This is a genomic window from Streptomyces sp. NPDC056144 (assembly GCF_042264145.1).
Classification (GTDB): Bacteria; Actinomycetota; Actinomycetes; order Streptomycetales; family Streptomycetaceae; genus Streptomyces.
Window position 1 is genome coordinate 676,057 of record NZ_JBHJVF010000001.1, and the last position, 16,241, is coordinate 692,297.

Annotated in this window: 11 protein-coding genes; 4 read left to right on the forward strand and 7 right to left on the reverse strand. The window is 73.0% G+C overall.

The genetic code is table 11. The features are described from left to right. Nucleotides 1–19 precede the first annotated feature (19 nt). Nucleotides 20–733: a TetR/AcrR family transcriptional regulator gene (locus ACFC0Z_RS02955; protein WP_376432072.1), complete on the forward strand. Its 714-nt coding sequence runs from the start codon at nt 20–22 to the stop codon at nt 731–733. Between the two features lie 6 nt (nt 734–739). Here ACFC0Z_RS02955 and ACFC0Z_RS02960 read toward each other — a convergent pair whose 3' ends face one another. The 3 genes from ACFC0Z_RS02960 to ACFC0Z_RS02970 all read right to left on the reverse strand — a co-directional run bounded on the left by ACFC0Z_RS02960 (nt 740) and on the right by ACFC0Z_RS02970 (nt 7,575). Continuing rightward, the gene (locus ACFC0Z_RS02960) at nt 740–2,077 is read right to left on the reverse strand and encodes a hypothetical protein (protein WP_376432074.1); all 1,338 of its coding nucleotides are present in this window, start codon (nt 2,075–2,077) and stop codon (nt 740–742) included. A 65-nt stretch (nt 2,078–2,142) separates the two neighbouring features. Then, nucleotides 2,143–5,871: a choice-of-anchor D domain-containing protein gene (locus ACFC0Z_RS02965; RefSeq protein ID WP_376432076.1), complete on the reverse strand. Its 3,729-nt coding sequence runs from the start codon at nt 5,869–5,871 to the stop codon at nt 2,143–2,145. 129 nt (nt 5,872–6,000) lie between these two features. Further along, nucleotides 6,001–7,575, reverse strand: coding sequence for a carbohydrate-binding protein (locus tag ACFC0Z_RS02970; protein ID WP_376432078.1), 1,575 nt, complete (start codon nt 7,573–7,575; stop codon nt 6,001–6,003). A gap of 212 nt (nt 7,576–7,787) precedes the next feature. On the opposite strand from ACFC0Z_RS02970, the gene ACFC0Z_RS02975 reads away from it, so the two are divergent. From ACFC0Z_RS02975 to ACFC0Z_RS02985, 3 genes are all read left to right on the forward strand, one after another. Then, nucleotides 7,788–8,720, forward strand: a complete 933-nt coding sequence (locus ACFC0Z_RS02975; protein ID WP_376432080.1) for an aminoglycoside phosphotransferase family protein — start codon at nt 7,788–7,790, stop codon at nt 8,718–8,720. A 47-nt stretch (nt 8,721–8,767) separates the two neighbouring features. Continuing rightward, complete coding sequence (locus tag ACFC0Z_RS02980; RefSeq protein ID WP_376432082.1) at nt 8,768–9,727, forward strand: LysR family transcriptional regulator; 960 nt, start codon at nt 8,768–8,770, stop codon at nt 9,725–9,727. Between the two features lie 122 nt (nt 9,728–9,849). Next, on the forward strand, nt 9,850–11,211 hold the full coding sequence (locus ACFC0Z_RS02985) for a carbohydrate-binding protein (protein ID WP_376432084.1): 1,362 nt from the start codon (nt 9,850–9,852) through the stop codon (nt 11,209–11,211). Nucleotides 11,212–11,313: 102 nt separating this feature from the next. Here the strand turns inward: ACFC0Z_RS02985 and ACFC0Z_RS02990 are convergent, their stop codons facing one another. The 4 genes from ACFC0Z_RS02990 to ACFC0Z_RS03005 form a co-directional block, all read right to left on the reverse strand. Then, nucleotides 11,314–12,717, reverse strand: coding sequence for a GH1 family beta-glucosidase (locus ACFC0Z_RS02990; protein WP_376432086.1), 1,404 nt, complete (start codon nt 12,715–12,717; stop codon nt 11,314–11,316). Nucleotides 12,718–12,778: 61 nt separating this feature from the next. Next, nucleotides 12,779–13,675 (reverse strand): carbohydrate ABC transporter permease, encoded by an 897-nt coding sequence (locus tag ACFC0Z_RS02995; RefSeq protein ID WP_376432088.1) that lies wholly within the window; start codon nt 13,673–13,675, stop codon nt 12,779–12,781. Beyond that, a complete protein-coding gene (locus ACFC0Z_RS03000) occupies nt 13,672–14,637 on the reverse strand; it encodes a carbohydrate ABC transporter permease (protein WP_376432090.1) in 966 nt (321 codons plus the stop codon). Before ACFC0Z_RS03000 ends, ACFC0Z_RS02995 begins: the two co-directional genes overlap by 4 nt. A 149-nt stretch (nt 14,638–14,786) precedes the next feature. Then, nucleotides 14,787–16,085, reverse strand: coding sequence for an extracellular solute-binding protein (locus ACFC0Z_RS03005; RefSeq protein ID WP_376432092.1), 1,299 nt, complete (start codon nt 16,083–16,085; stop codon nt 14,787–14,789). Between the last annotated feature and the right edge of the window lie 156 nt (nt 16,086–16,241).

The window sequence follows — 16,241 nt, forward strand, 5'->3', positions numbered from 1 at the left end:
TTGTCGTAAGGTTCCGGCCATGTCCGAACGCGTGGTCCCCGAAGTCAGCAGGCAGCGCCGCCGCCCCACCAAGCAGGGCGCCGTCCTCTCGGAGCAGCTGATCATCGACACGGCGCTCCGCCTCGTCGCCCAGCACGGCGCGGACGCGCTGTCCGTACGGCGGCTCGGAGCGGCGCTCGGGGCCGACCCGAGCGCGCTCTACCGCTACTTCCGCAACACCGACGCGCTGCTCCTCGCCATCGCCGACACGCTGATCGGCCGGGCCCAGGAGGGCTGGGAGGAGACGGGGGACTGGCGGACGGACCTGCGCACCATGGGGCTGCGGATCCACTCCTCGTACCAGAACCACCCCCAGGCGGCCGTCCTCGCCGCCTTCCGCACCACCGGACGCGTCCACGAGACCCGGGCCGTGGAACGCATCCTCGGCATCCTGCGCGAGGGCGGTTTCCCCGACCCCCTCGCCGTGCGGATCTACCACGCCTTCGTCGACCAGGCGCTGGCCTTCGCCGCCCAGGACGCGGCGGCGAAGTCCCTGCCGCCGGCCGCCAGGGAGGCGGACGAGGAGGTCTGGCAGTCGGTGTACGGCAAGCTCTCGGCCGAGACCCACCCGCACATCGCGGCGATCTTCCCGCTCCTCGCGGCGGACATGCGGGACAGCGGCTATCCCTTCGCGCTGGAGCTGATGCTCAGCGCGGTGGAGGCGCTCAAGCCCGGGCCGCGGAGCGCCTCCTGACCCCTCTCAGGAGTGGGAGAACACGCCCACCATCCGCGTTCCCGGATTGCTGCTGAGGCCGACGATCGCGCCCCCGTCGGCCCGGTTCGCCCGCGCGTGCGTGCCCGCGTAGCCCTGTTCGGTGACGAAGATCCCGAGGACCGCGATCCAGTCGTCGACGGCCCCGGTCGCCGGGTCGTACACGGGCTCGGGGCGCGGGACGACCCGCTCCTGCACGACGTAGTCCCCGCTCGCGAGCGCGCGCGTGACCAGCCGCCGCCACGCGTCCTCGGACGTCTCCCAGCCGACGTACGTGTCGAGTCCGCCGTACCCGGCGCCGGGCTTCAGGATGTACCGCTCCCGCTCGGCGAGGCAGCGGTCGACGACCGCCGGGTCGCCGGCCGCGTCAAGACGGCGGGTCAGGGGCAGCAGCCGCTCGGTCAGCGCCAGCTCGTCCGCGTCGAGCGCCGCGCGCGGGTCGGTGAGCAGCGAGAGGGCGTTCTTGTTCCCGAAGAAGCCGCTCTCCAGGGAGGTGAAGAGCACCGTCTTCCCCGCCGCGTCGGCCCGCAGGAACGGCTCCACCACCTCCGGCCCGTCCGGGTCGTCGAGCAGCTGGCTCGCCGCGAAGTTCCGCAGCACCAGGTCGAGCGGCGTCCCGCGCAGGGTCAGCTTGCCGTCGGGCCGTGTCCGTACGTCCCCGACCTCGCCCACCCGCAGGTCGAGACCGTGCCGGGCCATCGCCTCCCGCGTGGCCTCCATCATCCGGCCGTACGCGGCGACTCCGCCCCGCCCCTCGATCAGCCCGATCACCGGCTCGCCGCCGCCCGCCACCGCGGGGCGTGCCCGCTCGCGCAGCACGGCCGCCATCCGCGCGCCGATGTCCACGTGCCCGAGGCCGTGTTCGCGGGCGAAGGCGGCGAACTCCGGTACGCCGAGGAGGCTTTGGTTGAAGACGGCGAGTTCGAGGCCGCCGACCTCGCTGCCGAGGTTGAATTCCAGGAGCTTGTACGCGGTGCCGTCGTGGTACGCGTCCGCGCGACCGAGCAGCGCGGGCTTCCCCGACGCGCCCCGGCCGAGCAGCGCCCCGAGGCGCGGGTCGATCCCGACGGCCTCCGCGTACCGCTCCATGTCACCGCCGTGCAGCCGCTCCGGCAGCGAGACGAGGAGCTCGAAGAGGGTGCCCAGGTCCCGGGCGAAGGCCTCCGTCTCCGCGGCGTCCACGAACCAGGGCCGGGGCAGGAGGTAGGAGCGCCAGGCCTTCTCGAAGGCCGGCGGGAAGACGGCCCGGGTGACGGCGTCCCCGAGACCGCCGCCCCCGGACTCCTTCAGACAGGTGTCGGCGTATATCCGGCTCATTTCGGTCATGCGCATCGCCCACTTCGCGGAAGAGTGCCGAAAGCGGCGACACTACCGCGTGGGGCGCCGGGTGATCAGTACCCGACGCGCATGCCCGTGACGACATGACGGTCCGTCAATCCTCCGGTGGCGCCGCCGAATCCGACTAGGACGTTCGGCGGCAGCGTCACCGCCGCGTCGATCACCTGGCGGCCGTCGACGAGCACGAGCAGCCGGCCCGTCGAGGACACGTTCACGTCGACGACGTGGCTGCCGGTACGGAGCGCGGGGACGGCCGTCGAGGTCGCGGCGTACGTGAGGGTGGAGGCCGAGCCGCTCGTGGCGACGCCGACGAAGTTCGACGACGGCTCGCCCGGGTTGCGGTACGTGTCCAGGGTGACGGCGATCCCCGGGAGCCCGCTGTAGCCGAGCCCGCCGCCCCCGAAGCCGATCGCCTTCGGAGTCGTCCTCGACGCGTCGAGGAGCATCAGCGCCATGCCGTCGCCGCCCGTCCCGCCGGAGAGGGTCGCCGTGAACCGGGCCCGCAGCCGCGCCGACGGGACCGCCGTGCCCTGGATCGCCGTGCCCTTCACGTACGTCTGGGCCGGGTTGAGGACCAGACTCGTCCCGGACAGGGCCGCGGCGCCGTTGTACGTCCAGCCGTTCGGGCCCGGTGGCGGCAGCGCGTACGAGCTCGCGCTGATCGTCACGTACCGCACGGCGTGGATGTCCGTGATCGACCCGGTCCCGCCGGTGAAGGCGAGGAGCGCGGCCGGCGGCAGCGCGGCCACGGTGGTGGTGAGCTTCTGGACGCCGTCGACGGAGAGCGTGAACGTCTTGCCGCTGATCGTGAACGCGACGGTGTGCGTGCCGGCGCGCAGGTTCGGGATGTCCGTGGTCGTGGCGGCGTACGTGAGCGAGGAGCCCGAGCCGCCGGTGGCGATGCCGACGAAGTTCGCCGACGGGTCGCCCGGGTTCTTGTACGTGTCGGCGGTGACGGCCACGCCCGGCAGGCCGCTGTAGCCGAGGCCTCCGCCGGTCCCGCCGAGCGCGCTCGGGGTCGTACGGGCCGGGTCGAGGAGCGCGAGGGCGAGGCCGTCGGCGCCGGTGCCGCCGCCGATCACCGCGCGGAAGCTGACCTTGAGGCCGTCGGTGAGGACGGGCACCGGGAAGACGGCCGAGCCGCGCTGGGAGGGGCTCGCCTGGGTCAGCTGGAGGTCGGCGCCGGAGACCCGCGAGGAGCCGTTCAGCTTCCAGCCGCCCGCGCTCGGGGCGGGCAGGGTGACGCCGGTCCCGGCGACACCCGTCCCCGTCAGGGTCTCGTTCTGCGGACCGCGCCCGTCGTTCGCGGTCAGCTCGTACGCGGCCGTGACCGCCCCGAGCGAGGTCGGCGAGAAGGTGACGGACTGGTGGACGACGTCCTCGGGGCCGAGGACCTGGCCTTCGCTCACCGGGTTGGTGACGTGGAAGGGCGCGGTCGGCGGCTTCGCCTTGGTGATGGTGAGCGGGATGTTGCCGGTGTTGCTGATGTCGAAGGTCCTGGTGACGGACTGGCCGACCTTCACCTGCCCGAAACCGGTGGAGGTCGGTGTCACCGTCAGCTGGGCGCGCCCGGTCACGGCGGTCGCCTTCAGCGGCACGGACGCCGTGCCGTTCTGCCCGGTCACGGCGAGGGTCCCGCTGTCGTCCCGGGCGACGGTGGGCGCGTACGCCACCTGCACGGTCAGCGACTGGCGCGGCGGGACGACCGTGCCCGGCGCGGGCGGGCCCGTCGCCGTGAACGGGGCGGACGGGACGGCGACGGAGGCGACCGTCTCGTCCTCCGTGCCGGTGTTCGTGAAGGTGACGCCGAGCGACTTGCTCGTCGTCGTGGCGACCGTGCCGAAGTCGAGCGAGGCGGGCGAGGCGAGCAGCCCCGGCCGCGTCCCGTACCCCGTCACCCCGAGGGCGCTGTCACCCAGATCGGTGGTGAAGGTGACCGCGGACGTGTCGGGCCCGGGCACGGTCGGCGCGAACCTCACCTGCGCGCTGAACGACTCTCCCGTGCGCAGCGCCCGGGGCAGGCCCACGGCCGACACCGTGAACGGGCTCCCGCCCGGTGTGCCCACCGCGGAGACCGTCACGTCACGCGTGGCCGTGACGGTCGCCGTGGCCGTACCGCTCGCCCCGACCGCCACGTCCCCGACGTCCACCGGCGACCCCGTCAGGGCCGTGTTCGCCGGGCGGCCGAAGGCCATGACGTGCCCGTCGCGGGTGCCGACGTAGACCCGGCCGTTGTTCGTCGCGGGCACGGCGAACTTCGAGGCGATCCCGATCGGCGCCGACCAGCGCAGCCGCAGCTGCCCGTTCACCGGCACGGCGTCGTACGCGCGCAGCTGGCCGTTGGCGCCGTTCGCGCCGTCCGAGTACACCGCCCACACGAGCGCCGAGCCCGCGTTCGTCCCCGTCGAGGTGATCACCGGCGAACCCGAGGTGTAGCCGAAGGTGCCCGTGCTGCTCCCGGTGTTGGTGAAGGCCGGCAGGCCGGAGCCGGTGAGCCCGTACGCGAAGGCCCGCAGCGGACCGCGGCTGCCGATCGTGTACACGTACCCGCCCTGGCCGCCGTAGACCGCCGGGTGCCCCCACACCCCCTCGTACGGGCCGAACACGCCGACCACCTTGTCGGAGCCGCCGGGGCCCTGGGCGCGCCCGCCGAGGTTGTCCCGGTCGAGGAGGAACAGCCGCCCGTCCTTGCCGATCTGCACGAGCAGCCGCGGGTACCGGCTGGTGCCGAAGACCGGTCCGGGGAGGGCGACCGGGCCGCCGGAGCCGAGGTCGGTGTCGTTGAGGTCGAGCTCGGCCGCGTTCGACGGGCTGAAGAAGTCCTGCGCCGACATCGTGCCGTCGCTGTTCACCCCGAGCCGCACCACCGACTCGGCGAGCTGGCCGGGCGGCGGGGTGCCGGGGCCCGGCGCGGGGGAGACCCCGTTGCCCGTGGAGAAGAGGATCCGGCCCGGACCGTCGGAGACGAGACCGCCGCCGCTCATCCAGACGCCCGCCATGCCGTTGGCGGAGGCGTCCTCGGTGGCCCACAGCGTCGTCCTGCGGGTCGCCGTGTTCACGCCCATCACATAGCCGACGTACGGCCCCCGGTCGCAGTGCGAGGCGAAGGCCGCGTAGACGGAACCGCCCATCAGGAGCAGGCCGGGGCGTTGCCCCGCCGTGTACGGGTTGAACGCGCGCCCCGGATCGTTCACGGGCGCGCCCGTCACCTTGACCGGCCAGCCGGAGCGCTCGGCGCCGGTCGCGGGGTCGAGGGCGTGCACGTACCAGTTGGGGTGCTGGAGGTCGGGGCCGTCGTTCACCTTCGAGGTGAGGTAGACGGCGTTCGTCGCCGGGTCGTAGACGGGGGTGGAGGTGACGCCGATGTTCGGCACGAGGTCGCCGCAGGTGATGGCGGAGGCGGGCCAGGGGGCGCCGAGGTTCCTGGTCCAGGTGATCGCCCCGCCGGCCGCGTCGATCCCGTACACCTTGTTGTTCTCGGTGGCGGCCACGAGCGTGTCGCCGACGACGAGGGGCTGGGCGTAGACCTGGCCGTCGACGGTCGTGGAGAACTGGAGGCCGAAGTCGGAGCTCGACACCTGGGAGGGGGCGAGGCCGGGCTCGTCCTTGTCCCAGCCGGTCCGCAGGTCGTCGTGGGAGATGGTGTGCTGGTCGGCGGGGAGGGCGGCCGGGGCCTTGGGCGGAGGGGCGGCGGAGGCCGGGCCTTGGGTTCCTCCGCCGGAGGCGCCCATGATCAGACACATCGTCAGGAGCCGTGAGGCGGCCCTGAGTCGGAAGCCCATGATCTCCCCTTCACCACCGTGCGCGGGTGCGGAAGCCGAGGGATCCGCCGGGGTCATCATGGTGAACCGGCCACGGCGGGGGAACCCGTACGGCCCTCCCGCCGTGGCGGACAACCACCCGATCGGCCGTTACAGAATCACCTGCTTGCCGCCCAGGGTGACCACGAGACGGCCGTCCGAGGCGTACGACCAGCTCAGGGCGCCGGAGTAGGAGGAGCAGCGCGATCCGTTCGTCCCCGACCAGAACTGGTTCGAGCCGTCGGCGTCCCCGGTGATCTTGTCGGTCGTGGTGCCGGTGAAGCGGCACGAGGTGTTGCTCCGGAAGACCGAAGTGCCCACGTCGAAGGCGAAGTTGCGCTGCCCGTTGTCGACGCTCAGGTTGTTGGAGACGGCCATCGTGCCCGGGTTGCTGTTGTACGTGAAGCCGTGCTTGCCGTTGTGGAAGGCGATGCTGCGGCGCACGACGTGGTTCACGGGGATGGACTCGCCGCCGAGCTTGTAGCCGTTGCGGTCGCCCGCGGTGTTCTGGGTGCCGTCGGAGAGGGTGCCGTTGTCGTAGGCGAGGGAGTCCTCGACGATGACGACGCCGATGGGACCCGTGTCGGTCTTGGTGTAGAGGTCCCAGCCGTCGTCGATGTTGTGGTGGGAGACGGCGTACCGGAAGACGTTCCCGGCGCCCACCGTGAGCTTCGCGGCGAAGCCGTCGGCGTCCTCGCCGTCGGAGTCGGCGTTGTCGTGGGACTCGGCGCTCAGGACGAGGTTGTTCGACGGCCACTGGCTCTGCGGGGTGCTGGAGGCGATGCGGCCGAGCTGGAGGCCGGAGTCGCGGTTGAAGCGGGTCACCGTGCGCTCGATCACGTTGTTGCTGCCGCCGACGTAGATGCCGTTGTCCCCGGCCCGCTCGACGACGAGGCCGGTCACGTGCCAGTAGTCGGCGTTCAGGGTGAGACCGCGGTTGGCCGGGTCCTCGGTCATGGCGGAGAAGTTCAGGACCGGGACCTCGCCGGGGTAGGCGGAGAGCTTGGTGCGGGCGGACGCCGTGCCGTTCTTCCCGGCCGGGACGGTGACGGTCGTGCTGTGGCTGTAGGTGCCGCCGCGCAGGTAGATCGTCCCGCCGGAGGTCACGCGGGAGATCGCCGAGGCCAGGGTGGTGGGCGCGGAGACCGTCCCGGCCGCGCCGTCCGTGCCGTTCGGGGCGACGTAGAGGGCGGAGCCGGCGGGCGGCGGGGTGGTGGCGGTGACCTCGGCGTCGAGGCGGTCGATGTTGGGGAGACCGTCGGCGGCGGTGGGGTTGAGGCGCACGGTGTTGGCGCCCGCGTTCACCGGGACGGTGAAGGTCTTCGTGGCCCAGGACGACCAGGCGCCGGTGCCCTCGTACGAGGCGGACGAGACCGTCGCGCCGTTCACGAGGAGGGCGGCGGGGCGGGCGGTCGTGGTGCCGTTCGCGAAGCGGACGGTGAGGGCGGCGGTACCGGCGGCCGAGGCGTTGACGGTGAACTGGGCATAGGCGTTGGCCGCGTTGGTGCCGTTGCAGAAGCCGGTGCCGCTGAAACCGGCCCAGTTGGACTCGATGGCGCCGGTGCAGACGGCGGGGGAGGCCTCGGCCTCGTACGGGGTGGCGGCGGCCTGCGCGGCCGTGCCGGTCAGGGAGACGAGCGTGCCGGCCAGCAGACCGGCACAGGCGATGACGGGTCCCGTGCGCATCGGTGTTCTCCAGGGTGTGGGGGTGAGGGTCGAGGTGGGGGTGTGGGGGTGCCGGAAGCGATGCAGAAAGCGCTTTCCAGCGGCTCTGGACGGGACGCTAAAGGTGTCGCCGTGGGCGCGTCAATGGGTGCGTATGTATGTGCAGTTCATGTACGTGAACGAGCGGGGCGGTCCTGACGGAGCCGCTACCCGTCCCCGCGTACCGTGTCGGGATGATCGGAACACCAGAGGCGTTCGCGCGGACCACGATCGAGCGCGAGGGCGAGAAGGGCGAGGCGTGGCTCTCCGGACTGCCCTCCCTGGTAGCGGAGTTGCTCGGCTCGTGGCGGTGCGCGCGGGACGGCGAGGTCCTGCACGGCGGGGTCGGGGTCATCGTCCCCGTACGGCGGGCGGACGGGACGGCCGCGGTCCTGAAGGTCTCCTTCCCGCACCCCGGCAACGTCCACGAGCCCGACGCGTTCGCCGCCTGGGGCGGACGCGGCGCCGTCCTGCTCCACGAACGGGACGACGCCCGCTTCGCGATGCTCCTGGAGCGGGCCTCGCCCGGCACCCTGGCCGACCTCCCCGACGAGGACGCCGTCCTGCGCGTCGCGGGCCGCCTCAGCCGCCGCCTGGCCGTCCCCGCGCCCGCCGGACTGCCCCGGCTCCAGGACAAGGCGCAGGCGTGGGAGGAGGGGCTGCGGGCGGACGCGGCGGAGTTCGCGGGCGCCCTGCCCGACGCCGTCGTGGCGGAGGCCGTGGCCACGGTCCGCGAACTCGGCTCCGTCCAGCCCGACACCCTCGTCCACGGCGACCTGCACGCCCGCAACATCCTGCCCGCCGTCCGCGAACCGTGGCTCGCCGTCGACCCCAAGGGCTGCGCGGGCGACCCCGCCTACGACGGCGGCACGCTCCTCAAGACCCGCGCGCTCGCCTTCCTCGCCGCCGACGACCTGCGGGCCGCCGTCCACCGGGCCGTCGCCGTGTTCGGCGAAGCCGCCGAACTCGACCGGGAGCGTGTGCGGCGCTGGGCCCAGTTCCACGCCGTGCAGGCGGCGTTCTGGGGGCGGCGGCACGGATTCCGGCGCGCGCGGGACGGATCCGGGCGGGACGACCTCGTGGCGTACGCCGACACGCTGGCGACCCTGCTCACGGAACCGCGGTAGCGGTCCTTGGTCTGGACCTGTGGGCGCGCGCGGGTCAAGCTTTGGTCATGGACTTGGAGTTGAGGCACCTCAAGGCGATCCGGGCCATCGCGGACGCGGGCAGTCTCACGCGCGCCGCCACCACCCTCGGTCTCGCGCAGCCCGCGCTCAGTGCCCAGCTCAAACGCATCGAACGCGCCCTGGGCGGCACGCTCTTCGAGCGGAGCCGGGAGGGCGTGCGCACCACGGCCCTCGGCGACCTGGTCCTCGAACGCGCCCGCGTCGTGCTCCCCGCGGTCTGCGAACTCCAGCGGGAAGCCGTCCGGTTCGCCCGCGAGGGCGCCGACGGCTACCGGCTCGGCGGCACCCACGGACCGCTCCTCGGCGGCCTCGTCGACCGGCTGGCCCGTACCGACCCGGGCGCGCCGGTGACCACCCACACCTCCTGGTCGGAAGGGGAGATCGCCCGGGGGGTCACCGCCGGCCGCCTCGACTTCGCCCTCGTCGGCGTCTGCGGCGAGAGCTCCCCGCCCGAGGCGGGACGCCTCGCCTGGACCGAGATCGCCCGCGACCCCGTCCACGTCATGCTCGCGGCCGGTCACCCGCTGGCCTCCCGCACCGAACTCGACCTCGCCGAACTGGCGGTGGAGGCCTGGACCGACGTCCCCGGCGACGGCTGCTTCGGCGACTGCTTCGCCGCCGCCTGCGTCCGCGCGGGGTTCACCCCCGCCTGCGTGTACGAGACGGACACCGCCTCCTGCGTCCACCTGGTCCAGGTCGGCCGCGCCGTCGGCCTCTGCCGGGCCACCTTCCCCGCCACCCCGGGACTCGTCACCCGCCCCCTCACCGGCACCCCCCTCGTCTGGCGCCACCTCCTCGGCTGGCACCCCGAGGCCCGCGCCGCGACCCGCGCCCCCGCGGTCCTCACCCACGCCCGCGCGGCCCACGCGGAGGCCCTGACCCGCAGCGCGGGCGGCACCCAGGCGGGCCGGGAGGCCCGACGCGTCCCGGCCACCGGCGGACCATAACGCCGTGGCAGGGGCAGGACGACAGCTCCCCGCGCCCCCGCCCGTCTCCCTACGGTTCCGGCAGATCCCCCACTCTCCCCCACCGGGGAACGATCCCCCACCGAGAACCGAGGAGACTCCCCATGCTCCGACGACACGCCCGCGCGGCGTGTACGGCCCTGGCCGCCGCAGGGCTCGTGCTTGCCGGACTCCAGGGCGGGGCCGCCGTCGCGGCGCCCGACCCGGGGCCCGCCGCGAAGAGCGCGGCCCAGACCCTCGCCGTCGGCGACGTACAGCCCGAGGTGATCGCCGCCATGGGCCGCGACCTGGGTCTCACGCCCGCCCAGGCCCGCGCCCGGCTCGCCAACGAGGCCGAGGCCGGCGCCACCGCCGCCCGCCTCCGGCAGGGGCTCGGCGCCGCCTTCGCCGGCGCCTGGGTCGACGGCGCCGAGTCCGGCACCCTGACCGTCGCCACCACCCGCGCCGCCGACGCCGCCGCGATCCGCGCCACCGGCGCACAGGCCCGGATCGTCACCCGGGGCCTCGCCGCGCTGGAACGCGCCAAGGACACCCTCGACCGCGCCGCCACCGCCGACGCGCCCGTCCGCTACGTCGACGTCCGCGCCAACGTCCTCGTCGTCGAGGAGGCCCGCGCCGGAGCCGGCGCCGCCCTCGTCCGCGCCACCGGCGTCCCGCGCGAGCTCGTCCGCGTCGTCCGCACCACCGAGGCGCCCCGCCCGCTGTACGACATCCGGGGCGGCGACGCGTACTACATGAACGGCAGCGGACGCTGCTCCGTCGGCTTCCCCATCACCCGCGGCACCACCCAGGGCTTCGCCACCGCCGGTCACTGCGGGCGCGCCGGGACGACCACCACCGGGTTCAACCAGGTCGCCCAGGGCAGCTTCCAGGCCTCGATCTTCCCCGGCAACGACATGGCCTGGGTGGCCACCAACACCAACTGGACCGCCACCCCGTACGTCAAGGGCTCCGGCGGCGCGAACGTGCAGGTCACCGGCTCCGTCCTGCAGGCCGTCGGCGCCTCCGTCTGCCGCTCCGGCTCGACCACCGGCTGGCACTGCGGCACCATCCAGCAGCACAACACCAGCGTCACCTACCCGGAGGGCACCATCTCCGGCGTGACCCGCACGACCGTCTGCGCCGAGCCCGGCGACTCCGGAGGCTCGTACATCTCCGGCAGCCAGGCCCAGGGCGTCACCTCCGGCGGCTCGGGCAACTGCTCCAGCGGCGGCACGACCTACTTCCAGCCGCTGAACCCGATCCTCCAGAACTACGGCCTCACCCTCAAGACCACCGGGAGCGACCCGGGCCCCGGCCCCGGCCCGGGCGAGCCGCAGCCCGGCGGCACGTGGGCGGCGGGCAAGGTCTACGCGGCCGGTGACACCGTCACGTACGGCGGAGCCACGTACCGCTGCCTCCAGGGCCACCAGGCCCAGACCGGCTGGGAGCCGCCGAACGTCCCCGCCCTCTGGCAGCGCCTCTGACCCGAGCTCTAGTCCCTCCTCCTGGCGATGACCGGGGGTGTCGCGGCCCCGGGGGGTGTCGCGGCACCCCCTTCGCCGTGCCCCCTCGTCGCACCCCCTTCGTCAGTTCTCCAGTCCGCCGCGCGCGATCACCTCCGCGTACCAGCGGGCGCTGTCCTTCAGCGTCCGCCGCTGCGTCGCGAAGTCCACGTGCACGATCCCGAACCGCTTGCTGTAGCCGTACGCCCACTCGAAGTTGTCGAGGAGCGACCACAGGAAGTACCCGCGTACGTCCGCGCCGTCCGCCAACGCCCGGTGCACGGAACGGAGATGACCGTCCAGGTACGCCACCCGCTCGGGGTCCTTCACGTTCCCGGAGGGATCGGCGTAGTCCTCGTACGCGGCGCCGTTCTCCGTCACCACCAGCGGAACGCCCGGGAGTTCGTCCCGCAGCCGCGTCAGCAGTTCGTACAGGCCGGTCGCGTCCACCGGCCAGTCCATCGCCGTCCGCGGCCCCGGAGCCGGTTCGAAGCGCACGTGCCGCTCCGCGCCCGCCCACGGCGAGGGCGACTCAGAGGAGCCCGCCGCGACCACGGCGGGGGAGTAGTAGTTGATGCCGAGCGAGTCGATCGGCGCGGCCGCCGTGGCCAGGTCGCCGTCCTCCACGAACGACCAGTCGGTGACGTCGGCGGTGTCCCGGACCAGGTCCTCGGGAAGCCGGCCGTGGAAGACCGGGTCGAGGAAGATCCGGTTGCCGACGGCGTCGATCCGGCGGGCCGCGTCACGGTCCTCGGGCGAGTCCGAAAGGGGCCGTACGGCATGGAGGTTGAGAGTCAGGGAGATCTCCGAGGACGCCGGGAGCGCCCCGCGCAGCGCCCGCGCGGCGAGGCCGTGCGCGAGGTTGAGGTGGTGGGCGGCGCGCAGCGCGTCGAGGTCGCTGGTGCGGCCCGGGGCGTGCACTCCGTTCCCGTACCCCAGGAAGGCCGCGCACCAGGGTTCGTTGAGCGTCGTCCAGGTCGCCACGCGGTCGCCGAGGGCCTCCGCCATGATCGCGGCGTACTCGGCGAAGCGGTACGCGGTGTCCCGGTGCGTCCAGCCTCCTGCGTCCTCCAGCTCCTGCGGAAGGTCCCAGTGGTAGAGCGTGGCCACGGGGCGGATGCCCGCCTCCAGGAGCCCGTCGACGAGCCGGCCGTAGAAGTCGAGGCCCTTGGCGTTCACCGGGCCGCTCCCACCGGGCCGGACGCGCGGCCAGGCGATCGAGAAGCGGTAGTCGGTCACGCCGAGGCGGCGCATCAGGGCGATGTCCTCGTCGAGCCGGTGGTAGTGGTCGGCGGCGATGTCGCCCGTGTCGCCGTTGCGCACCTTGCCCGGGGTCCGGCTGAAGGTGTCCCAGACGGACGGCGTCCGGCCGTCCTCGGCGGCGGCGCCCTCGATCTGGTAGGCGGCCGTGGCGGTGCCCCAGCGGAACCCCTCCGGGAAGCGGAGAACGGTGGCCGGGGACTGGGGGCGTGCGTCAAGCGCGGTCATGGGGTGGGAACTCCCGTACGTGAGAGGTCGGGTGAGGAGTGGAGGCGAAGGGGGGACGGGTTCAGCCCTTGACCGCGCCCTGCATGATCCCGCCGACGATCTGCCGGCCGAGGAGCCCGAACACGAGCAGCACCGGAAGGGTGCCGAGCAGGGTGCCGGCCATGATCACCGACTGGTCGTGGACGTAGCCGCCGCCGAGCTGCCGCAGGGCGACCTGGACGGTCGGCTCGGAGGAGCTCAGGGCCACCACGGGCCAGAAGAAGTCGTTCCAGGCCGACATGAAGGTCAGCAGGCCGAGGACCGCCATGCCGGGCCGGGCGATGGGGACCACGATCGACCAGAAGATCCGTGCCGTGGACGCCCCGTCGACCCGGGCCGCCTCGATCAGCTCGTCCGGCAGCGTCTGCACCAGGTACTGGCGCATGAAGAAGACGCCGAAGGCGGAGACGAGCCCGGGCAGGATCACCGACTGGAGCTGGTTCACCCAGCCGAGCTCGGCGATCAGCATGAACAGGGGGATCACGCCGAGCTGGGGAGGGATCATCATCGTCCCGACGGTCACGGCGAGCAGCGCGCCCCGGCCGCGGAAGCGGAGCTTGGCGAAGGCGAAGCCGGCGAGCGTGCAGCAGAGCACGGTGCCCAGCGTGATCGACCCCGAGACGAGCAGCGAGTTGAGCAACGCCTTGCCGATGTCGGCCTCTTCGAGAACCGCCTCGAAGTTGCGGATCAGGTGCGGCCCCGGGACGAGCGAGGGCGGGACCCGGGCCAGGTCGGCGTTGGTCCGGCTCGCCGCGACGAGCGTCCAGTAGAACGGGAACGCGGAGACCAGGACGGCGAGGATCAGGATCCCGTACGCGAAGGGGCCCGCGTGCAGCGTGCGCCCGGCCCGCGAGGGGCCCGTGCGTTCGGCCCCGGTGGTGCCCGCGCGTCGCGTGCGGGCCAGGACGGTCGAGGTCATCGGCCGGCCTCCTTGCGGGAACGGCGGCGCGCGATCAGGGCGTTGGCCCCGACGAGCACCACGATGAGCAGGAACATCACCCAGGCGATGGCGGCGGCGCGGCCCAGGTGGAAGAAGCCCCAGCCCTGCTCGTACATGTAGAGCCCGAGCGTCTGGTACTGGTGCGAGATGCCGCCGGAGAGCTTGCCTTCGAGGAGCAGCGGCTCCCCGAAGAGTTGCGTGGCGCCGATCGTCGACACGATGACCGTGAAGACGATCGTGGGGCGGAGACCGGGCAGCGTGACGTGGAAGAACTGCCGCCACCGGGAGGCGCCGTCCATGGCGGCCGCCTCGTACAGCTCGTCGGGGATCGACTGCATCCCGGCGAGGTAGATCAGCGCGTTGTACCCGGTCCAGCGCCACACGACGATCGTCGAGACCGCGATCTGCGAGGCGACGGTGTCGGTCTGCCAGTCGACGGGGCCGATGCCGACCAGGTCCAGGGCGTAGTTGACGAGACCGAAGTCGCGGCCGAAGAGCTGGGTGAAGACGAGGGTGGCGGCGGCCACCGAGGTCGCGTACGGGAGCAGGATCGCGGTCCGCAGGAAAGTCCGGCCGCGCATGCGGTAGTTGAGGAGGTGGGCGAGGCCGATCGCCATGACGAGCTGCGGGACGGTGGACAGCACGCCGATGGTGAAGGTGTTGCGCAGCGCGGTCCAGAAGTACGTGTCGCCGAGCAGCGCCGTGTAGTTGCCGAGGCCCCGCCACTCCATGGAGCCGGGGGTCTGGAGCTCGACGCGGTAGAGGGACACGTACGCCGTGTAGAGCAGCGGGAAGACGCCGAAGGCGGCGAAGAGGGTGAAGAACGGGGCGATGTACGCGTACGGCGAGGCCTTCCGCCAGGCGCGGCGGACGGACGGCTCGCGCCGGGGCGGGGCAGGGGTGGCGGCCTGGGGCGGCGGCGCCGGGGCGGTGAGGGTCACGGTGCGGCCCTTCGGGGGAGGGGATCGTGGTCGGGGAAGGAGGGCGGGGGCGGGGACGCGCCCGGGAGGCGTGCCCGGGGCTCGCCCGGGGTGTGCCCGGGGGCGTGCCCGGGTGGGCGGCCCCCGCCCGCCGCGGCTCCGGCGCGCGGTCAGCCGAGGGTGTTCGCGACGCCCTTCCGCGCGTTCTCCCAGGCGGCTTCGGGCTTGGTGCCCTTGCGCTCGACCTCGCTCAGCGCGTTCGTGATCTGCTGCGCGATGTTCTGGTCGTGCACGCCGAGGACCTGGACCGGGGCCGCCTTCGCCGCGTCACCGAAGATCTTTCCGATCGGCGCGTTCGAGAAGTACGGGTCCTTGGCGGCGGCCACCTTCTCGATCGCGCCCGTGGAGGAGGGGAAGTTGCCCTGCTTCTCGAAGAGCCGCGTCTGCTGCTCGGGGGCGGTGAGCCAGGCGATCAGCTCGTACGCCTCCTTCTTGTGCTCGGCGGCCTTCGGCACGGCGAGGTAGGAGCCGCCCCAGTTCCCGGCGCCGCCGGGCAGCTTCGCGACGTCCCACTTGCCCTTGCCGCCCTCGCCGGCCTGGCCCTTGATGTAGCCGAGCATCCACGCGGGGCAGGGCATGGTGGCGAAGGAACCGGCGGCGAAGGCCTGGTTCCACTGGGGCGACCACTGGTCGAGCTTGGCGCTGAGCCCGGCGTCGGCGGCCGCGACGGCGTGGTCCCAGGCGGTGCGGAGGGCGGGGTTCTTCTCCCAGATCAGCTGGCCGGAGGCGTCGTAGTACCGCTCCTTCTCCTGGCCGATCATGATCGAGTAGAGGCTGCCGACGCTGTCGAGCCAGGTGCTCTTCGCGGGGGCCTTCGCCTTGTACTGCTTGCCGAGCTCCAGGTACCCGTCCCAGGTGGCCCACCGCTTGGCGAGCTCCTCGCGGTCGGTCGGCAGTCCGGCCTTGGCGAAGAGGTCGGAGCGGTAGCACATCGCCTCGGGGCCCACGTCGGTGCCGAGACCGAGCACCTCGCCGTTCTTCCCGGTCGCCGCCGCCCACTTGGCCTCGGCGAACTGTCCCTTGAGGGATTCGGCCCCGTACTTCTTCAGGTCCTCGAACTTGTCGGCCTGCTGCTGGGTGACGGAGGCGATGCGGCCGACCTCGACACCCTGGACGTCCGCGAGGCCGCCGCCGCCGGCGAGGCGGGTCTGGAGGGACTTCCAGTAGTCGGCCTCGTCCTCGGTGTCCGTCTGCTTGATCGTGACGCCGGGGTGGGCCTTCTCGTACTCGGCGTAGAGACCGGCCTCCTTGTATCCGAAGGAGCCGAAGAGGTCCACGGTGATCGTGACCTCGCCGGCCGCGCCGTCGGAGGAGGCGTCGTCCGACGTTCCTCCGCAGGCGGCGAGCAGCGCGCCGCTGAGGACGACCGCGGTGAGGCGGGCGGTTCTGGCGGCTCGGGCAGTGGTCATGGGGGGCCTCCCTGGGCGACGGGCGAGCGAGAGAGCCGGTTGAGAGCGCTCTCAGGAATGCGAATGGAGCGTGCCCGCGCGGCGATGCTTCCGTCAAGACTTGAAGGCGTAACAGCTTGGACTCGTGGCGGAGTTGTCGCCAACTCCCCTCTCTGT

Coding starts and splice junctions, on each gene's coding strand:
- ACFC0Z_RS02995 (WP_376432088.1), bottom strand. CDS start 13,675: ATGACCTCGACCGTCCTGGCCCGCACGCGACGCGCGGGCACCACCGGG.
- ACFC0Z_RS02975 (WP_376432080.1), top strand. CDS start 7,788: ATGATCGGAACACCAGAGGCGTTCGCGCGGACCACGATCGAGCGCGAG.
- ACFC0Z_RS02985 (WP_376432084.1), top strand. CDS start 9,850: ATGCTCCGACGACACGCCCGCGCGGCGTGTACGGCCCTGGCCGCCGCA.
- ACFC0Z_RS03005 (WP_376432092.1), bottom strand. CDS start 16,085: ATGACCACTGCCCGAGCCGCCAGAACCGCCCGCCTCACCGCGGTCGTC.
- ACFC0Z_RS02970 (WP_376432078.1), bottom strand. CDS start 7,575: ATGCGCACGGGACCCGTCATCGCCTGTGCCGGTCTGCTGGCCGGCACG.
- ACFC0Z_RS02980 (WP_376432082.1), top strand. CDS start 8,768: ATGGACTTGGAGTTGAGGCACCTCAAGGCGATCCGGGCCATCGCGGAC.
- ACFC0Z_RS02960 (WP_376432074.1), bottom strand. CDS start 2,077: ATGACCGAAATGAGCCGGATATACGCCGACACCTGTCTGAAGGAGTCC.
- ACFC0Z_RS02965 (WP_376432076.1), bottom strand. CDS start 5,871: ATGGGCTTCCGACTCAGGGCCGCCTCACGGCTCCTGACGATGTGTCTG.
- ACFC0Z_RS02990 (WP_376432086.1), bottom strand. CDS start 12,717: ATGACCGCGCTTGACGCACGCCCCCAGTCCCCGGCCACCGTTCTCCGC.
- ACFC0Z_RS02955 (WP_376432072.1), top strand. CDS start 20: ATGTCCGAACGCGTGGTCCCCGAAGTCAGCAGGCAGCGCCGCCGCCCC.